We start from the raw sequence: 8549 nt of genomic DNA on the forward strand, positions 1-8549 counted from the left end.
AATAGTCAAGGTCTTAGAATTAGCTATAGCCAAAAGGAGAGCACGAATCCGTGGCTGAAGAACACGCATATGATGCCGGGTCAATTACGATCCTGGAGGGCCTCGAGGCCGTCCGTAAGCGCCCCGGCATGTACATTGGTTCGACCGGTTCGCGCGGCCTGCACCACCTCATTTGGGAGATCGTTGATAACTCCGTCGATGAGGCCATGGCCGGCTACGCCGATAAGGTTACCGTCAAGCTGCTGGAAGATGGCGGCGTAGAGGTCATCGATAATGGCCGTGGCATTCCGGTAGAAATGCACGCCTCTGGTGCACCTACCGTCCAGGTGGTCATGACCCAGCTGCACGCCGGCGGTAAGTTCGACTCCGATTCCTACGCCGTTTCCGGCGGCCTGCACGGTGTCGGCATTTCCGTGGTGAACGCGCTATCTACCCGCGTGGAGGCGGAGATCAAGCGCGACGGCAAGCACTGGTACCAAAACTTCCAGAACGCCATCCCGGACGAGCTCGTTGAGGGCGGCAATGCCCGCGGCACGGGCACCAAGATCCGCTTCTGGGCGGACCCGGAAGTTTTTGAAACTACCGAGTACGATTACGACACCATTGCCCGCCGCCTGCAGGAAATGGCCTTCCTGAATAAGGGCCTGAGCATTGAGCTCATTGATGAGCGCGTCACCGAAGAGCAGATCGAGCTGGAAGAGATCGCCGATGCAGAATCTGGCGAAACCAGCGCGGATGAAACCTCCTTCGACGATGCCCCGGACGCCGGCGATACCTTTAATGAAGAATCCGGCGAGGCGAAGGACGCTGCGGCGGATAAGAAGCGCCGCAAGAAGGTAACCTTCCACTACCCGGATGGCTTGACCGACTACGTCAAGTACCTCAATAAGTCCAAGACCGCGATCCACCCGACCATCGTTTCCTTCGATGCGAAGGGCGAGGATCACGAGGTCGAGGTAGCGCTGCAGTGGAACCAGGGCTATAAGCAGTCCGTTCACACCTTTGCCAATACCATCAACACCCACGAGGGCGGCACGCACGAAGAGGGTTTCCGTGCGGCCCTGACCTCTCTAATGAACCGCTACGCTAAGGAGCATAAGCTCCTCAAGGAAAAGGACGGCAACCTTTCCGGCGATGACTGCCGCGAAGGCTTGGCGGCTGTTATTTCCGTCAAGGTGGGCGATCCGCAGTTCGAGGGCCAGACCAAGACCAAGCTGGGCAATTCCGAGATCAAGGGCTTTGTCCAGCGCGCGGTCAACGAGCACGTTAATGACTGGTTCGATGCCAACCCGGCAGAGGCTAAGGCCATTATCAATAAGGCTGTGTCTTCCGCGCATGCTCGCATGGCTGCCCGCAAGGCTCGCGAGATGGTGCGCCGCAAGTCCGCCACTGACCTTGGCGGCCTGCCGGGCAAGCTCGCGGATTGCCGTTCGAAGGATCCGAAGATTTCCGAGCTCTACATCGTGGAGGGTGACTCTGCAGGTGGCTCCGCTAAGGGCGGCCGCGATTCCATGTTCCAGGCCATCCTGCCGCTGCGCGGCAAGATCCTGAACGTGGAGAAGGCCCGCATGGATAAGGTCCTCAAGAATGCCGAGGTCCAGGCGATTATTACCGCGCTGGGTACTGGCATTCACGAGGAATTCGATATCAAGAAGCTGCGCTACGACAAGATCGTGCTCATGGCCGATGCCGACGTTGACGGTCAGCACATTGCCACGCTGCTTCTGACCTTGCTCTTCCGCTTCATGCCGCAGTTGGTTGAGGATGGCCACGTGTTCTTGGCTAACCCGCCGCTGTACAAGCTCAAGTGGTCTAAGGGTACTCCGGGCTATGCTTTTTCCGACGCCGAGCGCGATAAGCTGCTGGCCGAGGGCTTGGAGCAAAACCGTAAGATCAACAAAGATGACGGCATCCAGCGCTACAAGGGCTTGGGCGAGATGAACGCCTCCGAGCTGTGGGAGACCACGCTCGACCCGAGCACCCGCATCCTGCGCCGCGTGGATCTGGAAGACGCGCAGCGCGCCGATGAGCTCTTCTCCATCCTCATGGGTGATGATGTCTCGGCCCGCCGCTCTTTCATTACCCGCCGCGCAAAGGACGTCCGCTTCCTGGATATCTAGAGCGCAGTATGAAGCCCACCGTGGAATTTACCGCGGTGGGCTTTAATTGTGGCGTCGGAAAGCGCTGGGCCTAGGCCTGGGATCTGTGCTGATCCGCTACGGCGAATCCTAGGGAAGCAAGGCACATGGCGAGGATGACGCCGAAGCCGGCAATGATGGACAGCGGCCAGTCCGCGCTTGTGCCGTGCAAGGTGGCAAAAACGATGGCCGTAATAATGGCAAGCCCAATGGCCGTACCGATGCGCTGGCCGGTCTGGAGGACGGCGCCGGACGATCCGGCGTAGGCCTGTGGAACATGCGCCAAGGTGAGCGTTTGGTTGGGGGAGATGACCGAGCCTTGGCCGCCGCCAACAAGGGCCAACGAAAGGACCATCCACCATTCGCTGGCTCCCCACTGCTCGGTGGCCCAGATAAGCGCAATGGTGGCAATGAGGCCGGAGATGGTCACGAGCATGCCCAACACCACCACCTTGCGGCCGTGGACGGATACGGATCGGCCGGCCAGTGTGGCAGATATGGAGCTCAATAAGGCAGCCGGAATGCCTACGGATCCGGCAGCTAGGGCGGAGTGTCCGAGTCCGCTTTGGAAGTAGAGTGCCACGAGCACCCAAATGCTGGTAATACCCATAAACCACAAGGTGGCGATGATGGTGCCATTGCGAAAACTCGGGGTGGCGAAGATAGTGAGATCCACCATCGGCGGATGGCCGGTGGCCTTGTGGTGTCGCTCCCACAGCACCCATCCCACAAGGAGGACGGCGCCCAACAGTAGGAGCCACCACACGGCCGGGGAAGCGGAGGATTCCATGAAGGGGAAGAGGATGGCCCACACTGCAGCACCGAGAATCACCGCACCGATGGGATCCAGGGTGGCAAGGGCCTTGAAGATGCCCAGTTTATTGCCATTTTCATCGCGCACGCGGGAAAACAGCGGCCGCGGAAACCACAGCAATCCTAAGATGATGGCAATAAGGCCGACGGGGAAATTGACCAGCATGGTCAGCCGCCAACCTAGGTCCGCGCCGCCGAGGCGAATGAGAAGGCCGCCCAGTACCGGTCCGATAGCCACAGCGATGCCCACCGTGGAGCCAAAGTAGCCGAAGGCGCGGGCGCGTTCCGGACCGCGGAAGTACTGCTGGATCATTCCCACGCCCTGCGGATTGAGCAGCCCAGCGCCTAGGCCTTGGATAAAACGGGCGGCGTTGAGTGCCTCCGCGTTGGGGGCAAAGCCGGCGACGGCGGCGCTGAGGGAATAGATAGCAATGCCCGCCAAAAAGATTCCGCCGCGGCCGACGAGATCTCCAGCGCGGCCGGCCGCCACAAGGATGACGCCAAAGGTGAGCGCATAGCCGGAGAGCACCCATTGCACATCGGACTCAGAGGCTCCCAGGCCCGATTGAATAGAGGGCAGGGCTACGTTCACGATGGACACGCTCAGCAGAGACATGAAGAGCGCCGTAAGCAAAACGATAAGGACCCGCCAGCGGGCGGGATCTTGGCCGGCGGGGTACTCGGTCTGGTTAGCTGCGGAAGTAGTCACTTCCACACTTATACTCTGCGGTTTGTTCTAGGTTCAACCGCGCGGAAACTACATGTGTTTTTGCAGCACGCGGCCGAAATCCGGTACCGCAGGGGTGAGGAACTTCGAGGCCTTACCGCGCAAGGAGTTATAAGGCTTAGACAGCGCGGGGGAGTTAATCTGCTCGGCGTGCTTATCGGCCACCGACATGATGGAATCGCTCACCTGGGTGCTGCGGGGCTCGAGGAAGGAACCGAAATCCTGCTCGGAGCTGCGTGCAAACTCTTGCCAGTGCGGATCTAAAGCGTCGAGGATATCCGGTAGCACGCGGCCTAGGGCCTTGGTGATGATGGCGGGGTCTACCTTCTTCGCGGCGGCGACGGCGCCCTTGAGCGCCATGCCGGTAATGCCCGATTGCTTGGCGACGACCCCCTCAACCAGCTCGCCGCAATCGTTAATCACCGCAGTGCGCTGCGGACCTGACATAAGTTCAGAAAGATGTGCCATGCTGCACCACCTTACGCGAGTTAGGCGGGCTGGCCCGGCAGGCCAGGGAGGTTGGCCTGAATGGCAGCAATCTGATCAGCAATCTGGCCCAGGCCGGCATCGCGTGCAGCCTTCTCCAGATCCACGTTAGGGGAGTACAGCGCCACGGCGCTGGCCAGCGCGGCGACGCCAGCGGCCGCTGCGGTGATGATCAGGGTGAGATCCAGCTGGGAAGAACCGGTAGAGGAACTACCGGCCTCGCCTGGCTGAAAGGCCGGATTTACGTTGTCCTGCCAGGAATCGGCATCAGCGGCGGTGGCGGTAGGAGCAGTGACGGCGGTGGCAGCTAGCGCCACGGCGGTCAGGCTCGAGGCGGCGATCTTTTTGAAGTGGGACATGGTGGTAGTTCCTTTCTTGGGTCACTATCCCCAGTAACTTAGGTAACTTCTTTAACACTAAGGTAGACGCGCGCGCTGAACTTTGCGAACTCTGCGTTATACCCGCTCAGCGCCGGCACGCGGGCTAATACCTCTGCCATGGCGCGGGCAGCATCGCGGTGGTTGTCATGAATGGCTATTCCCTCCACCTTGGCGGTGCTGGCAGCTGCCGCGGCCGCTAGGGCGGCGAAGTTGGTGATGCGGACGTTAAAGCGAGCGCAAAACTCGCGGGCCAAGAGGTAGAGCTGTTCAGTAGTCATGCTCGCCTAGGACTGTGCGGGCCGGGCACGGCGGATTTCCGCCTCCAGCTCAGCGCGGCCGGGGAGGAGGGCGCGGGCGGTGGACTGCACGTGGGCGTCGGCAAGCGTGCGGGCTGCGGCCGCAACGATGGCGCGCACCACCGCCTCGTGCTTGGAGGTGCCCTGCGCGGAGGCCAGCAGCGTCAGCGCGTGATCCTGTTCGTCCGTAAGCCGCAATGTCATCGCCATACCTCAAGTGATACCACGGTGATACCACTCGTGCGGCAATTCGAGTCTTGAAAGGCGCTAGAGGGTAGAATTTGGGATTATGAATGACAATAACGACGATCTTTTTGATCGCATATTTCCCATTGATATTAATGAGGAGATGGAGTCGAGCTACATCGACTACGCCATGTCCGTCATCGTCGGCCGTGCCCTGCCGGAGGTGCGCGATGGCCTGAAGCCGGTGCACCGCCGTATCCTCTACGCGATGTTCGATTCCGGTTACCGCCCGGAGCGCGGCTACGTGAAGTCCGCCCGCCCGGTCTCGGACACCATGGGTCAGTTCCACCCGCACGGTGACTCCGCGATTTATGACACCTTGGTGCGTTTGGCTCAGTCCTGGAACATGCGCTACCCACTGGTGGATGGCCAGGGTAACTTCGGCTCCCGCGGTAACGATGGCCCCGCAGCAATGCGTTATACGGAGTGTAAGCTCACCCCGTTGGCCATGGAGATGGTGCGCGATATCCGCGAGAACACCGTGGACTTCTCGCCCAACTACGATGGCAAGACCAGCGAGCCGGACGTCCTGCCGTCCCGCGTTCCGAACCTGCTCATGAACGGTTCTGGCGGTATTGCCGTGGGTATGGCCACCAATATTCCGCCGCATAACCTCAACGAGCTGGCCGAGGCCATCTACTGGATGCTGGATAACCCAGACGCCGATGAAGAGGCTGCGCTGGAAGCCTGTATGGAACGCGTCAAGGGCCCAGATTTCCCCACCGCTGGCCTCATTGTGGGCGATCAGGGCATCAAGGATGCCTACACCACCGGCCGTGGCTCCATCCGCATGCGCGGTGTGACCTCCATCGAGGAGTCTGGCTCCCGTCAGACCATCGTGATTACCGAGCTGCCGTTCCAGGTCAACCCGGATAACCTCATCTCCAATATCGCGGAGTCCGTGGCCAGCGGCAAGATTGCGGGCATTTCCAAGATTGAGGATGAGTCCTCTGACCGCGTGGGCATGCGCATCGTGGTCACTCTTAAGCGCGACGCTGTGGCTCGCGTGGTGCTCAATAACCTCTACAAGCACTCCCAGCTGCAGACCTCCTTCGGTGCCAACATGCTCTCCATTGTTGACGGCGTGCCGCGCACCCTCCGCCTGGATCAGATGCTGCGCTACTACGTGGAGCACCAGATCGAGGTCATCGTTCGCCGTACCCAGTACCGCTTGAACGAGGCCGAGAAGCGCGCCCACATCTTGCGCGGTTTGGTCAAGGCACTGGACATGCTGGATGAGGTCATCGCCCTTATCCGCCGTTCGCCCACCGTGGACGAGGCGCGCGAAGGCTTGAAGGAGCTTCTCGACGTCGACGATATCCAGGCCGATGCCATCCTGGCCATGCAGCTGCGCAAGCTGGCTGCTCTGGAGCGCCAGAAGATTATCGACGAGTTGGCCGAGATCGAGCGCGAGATCGCCGACCTGAAGGACATCCTCGCCCGCGAGGAGCGCCAGCGCCAGATTGTCCACGATGAGCTGGCAGAGATCGTCGATAAGTATGGCGATGAACGCCGCACCGAGATCATCCCGGCCACCGGCGATGTCACCGATGAGGACCTCATTGCCCGCGAGAACGTCGTGGTCACCATTACCTCTACCGGCTACGCTAAGCGCACCAAGGTGGATTCCTATAAGGCGCAAAAGCGCGGTGGCAAGGGCGTGCGCGGCGCTGAGCTCAAGCAGGACGATATTGTGAAGAACTTCTTCGTCTGCTCCACGCACGACTGGATCTTGTTCTTTACCAACTTCGGCCGTGTCTACCGTCTCAAGGCCTACGAGCTGCCCGAGGGCGGTCGTGCCGCACGCGGCCAGCACGTGGCTAACCTGCTGGAATTCCAGCCGGAAGAAAAGATCGCGCAGGTCATCCAGATTCAGTCCTACGAGGACGCTCCTTACCTGGTCCTCGCCACCCAGCAGGGCCGCGTGAAGAAGTCCCGCCTGACCGATTACGAGTCCGCGCGTTCCGCTGGCCTTATCGCCATCAACCTCAACGAGGGCGACGCGCTCATCGGCGCACAGCTCGTCTCCGAGGGCGATGATATCTTGCTTACCTCCGAGCAGGGCCAAGCTATCCGCTTTACTGCCGACGACGACCAGCTGCGCCCCATGGGCCGCGCTACCGCCGGTGTGAAGGGCATGCGCTTCCGCGGCGATGACCAGCTGCTGTCCATGTCCGTGGTCCACGATGGCGAGTTCCTTTTGGTAGCCACTTCTGGCGGCTACGGCAAGCGCACCGCCATTGAGGAATACACCCCGCAGGGCCGCGGTGGCTTGGGTGTTATGACCTTCAAGTACACCCCGAAGCGCGGCAAGCTCATCGGCGCCATCTCCGTCGATGAGGATGACGAGATCTTCGCCATCACCTCCGCCGGCGGCGTCATCCGCACCGAGGTGGATCAGATTCGTCCGTCCTCCCGCGCGACTATGGGCGTGCGTTTGGTGAACCTGGCTGATGACGTCGAACTGCTTGCCATCGACCGCAACGTCGAAGAAGATGGTGAGGAAGACGCTCAGGCTGTAGCCAAGGGGGAAAAGACCGTCGATGAGGTCCAGCAGGAGCACAAGGCTGGCGATGCTTCCAAGGATGAGGAGTAATTAATGGCACGACGAGACGTAACGATTACGCGAATCTCGCCCACCTCCGCTTTCCGCGTTGGTCTGGCTTTGTCACTCGTCGGACTCATCGCCTGGATGCTGGCCGTATGCCTGCTCTACATCGGTCTGAACCAGGTGGGCATCTGGGAATCGCTCAATAGCCTCGTCGGCGGCGTGGGCGGCGGATTCGAGGTCACCTTCGGTGTCATCATCTCCGCCTCCGCGCTCATCGGCGTTATTTTCGCCGTTCTCCTTACGTTGCTGGCGCCACTGATGGCGGTTATTTACAACGCCATCGTGGACGTCTTTGGCGGCCTGCGGGTCGACCTAGATAACCGCTAGCGCCTCTCTTGCGTTTGAAGATGCCGGTACCTTCGGGTGCCGGCATTTTCTTTCTTCCGTACGGATCTTTCCCCGCTTTTGAGTTGCAAGAAATATCCGTTGAGCAGGCGATTTGTATAAATCCAGGGATAGTATGTAGAGTTAATTCTCGTTCCGCACAAGGGCCTATAGCTCAGTCGGTTAGAGCGCATCGCTGATAACGATGAGGTCGCTGGTTCGATTCCAGCTAGGCCCACCACGGAACAATGGGGCATTAGCTCAATTGGTAGAGCATCTGCTTTGCAAGCAGAAGGTCAGGAGTTCGATTCTCCTATGCTCCACAGTATATAGTCCGGCTTCCTCTTCGGAGGGGCCGGACATTTTTTATTTCCGCGGTCGTTCCCAAGCGCTCTGAGAAGTGACACAATGACGAGCACTCTACTCGGATCACCATTTTCGTCCATATAGACCAGCAAAACCGTCGACGAAAACCGAGTTTTGGATGGACGATATCGTTGAAGACAACGCTAAGCCAGTCTCGAAAAG

8 protein-coding genes and 2 tRNA genes are annotated in these 8549 nt (G+C 60.0%); 5 read left to right on the plus strand and 5 right to left on the minus strand.

Annotated features, from left to right (window positions below):
* Positions 1-50: 50 nt before the first annotated feature.
* Positions 51-2120: a DNA topoisomerase (ATP-hydrolyzing) subunit B gene (gyrB, locus tag QKD99_RS10460; protein WP_294164487.1), complete on the plus strand. Its 2070-nt coding sequence runs from the start codon at positions 51-53 to the stop codon at positions 2118-2120.
* A gap of 70 nt (positions 2121-2190) precedes the next feature.
* On the opposite strand, the gene QKD99_RS10465 is transcribed toward gyrB, so the two are convergent.
* The 5 genes from QKD99_RS10465 to QKD99_RS10485 are packed head-to-tail and all read right to left on the minus strand — an operon-like array spanning position 2191 to position 5050.
* The gene (locus QKD99_RS10465; RefSeq protein ID WP_347951398.1) at positions 2191-3666 is read right to left on the minus strand and encodes an MFS transporter; all 1476 of its coding nucleotides are present in this window, start codon (positions 3664-3666) and stop codon (positions 2191-2193) included.
* Positions 3667-3708: 42 nt separating this feature from the next.
* A complete protein-coding gene (locus QKD99_RS10470) occupies positions 3709-4146 on the minus strand; it encodes a hypothetical protein (protein WP_150850214.1) in 438 nt (145 codons plus the stop codon).
* 20 nt (positions 4147-4166) lie between these two features.
* Complete coding sequence (locus tag QKD99_RS10475; RefSeq protein ID WP_239283037.1) at positions 4167-4523, minus strand: hypothetical protein; 357 nt, start codon at positions 4521-4523, stop codon at positions 4167-4169.
* A gap of 38 nt (positions 4524-4561) precedes the next feature.
* A complete protein-coding gene (locus tag QKD99_RS10480) occupies positions 4562-4822 on the minus strand; it encodes a cell filamentation protein Fic (protein ID WP_239283036.1) in 261 nt (86 codons plus the stop codon).
* Positions 4823-4828: 6 nt separating this feature from the next.
* Positions 4829-5050, minus strand: a complete 222-nt coding sequence (locus tag QKD99_RS10485; protein ID WP_005325982.1) for a CopG family transcriptional regulator — start codon at positions 5048-5050, stop codon at positions 4829-4831.
* A gap of 79 nt (positions 5051-5129) precedes the next feature.
* On the opposite strand from QKD99_RS10485, the gene gyrA reads away from it, so the two are divergent.
* The 4 genes from gyrA (at position 5130) to QKD99_RS10505 (ending at position 8344) form a co-directional block, all read left to right on the plus strand.
* Entirely contained in the window at positions 5130-7682 is a 2553-nt protein-coding gene (gene gyrA, locus QKD99_RS10490) for a DNA gyrase subunit A (RefSeq protein WP_347951399.1), read from the plus strand.
* A 3-nt stretch (positions 7683-7685) separates the two neighbouring features.
* Positions 7686-8024: a DUF3566 domain-containing protein gene (locus QKD99_RS10495; RefSeq protein ID WP_049378050.1), complete on the plus strand. Its 339-nt coding sequence runs from the start codon at positions 7686-7688 to the stop codon at positions 8022-8024.
* A gap of 161 nt (positions 8025-8185) precedes the next feature.
* Positions 8186-8262 (plus strand) — tRNA-Ile (locus tag QKD99_RS10500).
* 9 nt (positions 8263-8271) lie between these two features.
* Positions 8272-8344: transfer RNA gene (locus QKD99_RS10505), tRNA-Ala, on the plus strand.
* Positions 8345-8549 lie beyond the last annotated feature (205 nt).

The sequence above is a fragment of the Corynebacterium sp. c3Ub_189 genome, assembly GCF_039907195.1.
Taxonomy (GTDB): Bacteria; Actinomycetota; Actinomycetes; order Mycobacteriales; family Mycobacteriaceae; genus Corynebacterium.

Coding starts and splice junctions, on each gene's coding strand:
- gyrA (WP_347951399.1), top strand. CDS start 5,130: ATGAATGACAATAACGACGATCTTTTTGATCGCATATTTCCCATTGAT.
- QKD99_RS10480 (WP_239283036.1), bottom strand. CDS start 4,822: ATGACTACTGAACAGCTCTACCTCTTGGCCCGCGAGTTTTGCGCTCGC.
- QKD99_RS10470 (WP_150850214.1), bottom strand. CDS start 4,146: ATGGCACATCTTTCTGAACTTATGTCAGGTCCGCAGCGCACTGCGGTG.
- QKD99_RS10475 (WP_239283037.1), bottom strand. CDS start 4,523: ATGTCCCACTTCAAAAAGATCGCCGCCTCGAGCCTGACCGCCGTGGCG.
- QKD99_RS10495 (WP_049378050.1), top strand. CDS start 7,686: ATGGCACGACGAGACGTAACGATTACGCGAATCTCGCCCACCTCCGCT.
- QKD99_RS10485 (WP_005325982.1), bottom strand. CDS start 5,050: ATGGCGATGACATTGCGGCTTACGGACGAACAGGATCACGCGCTGACG.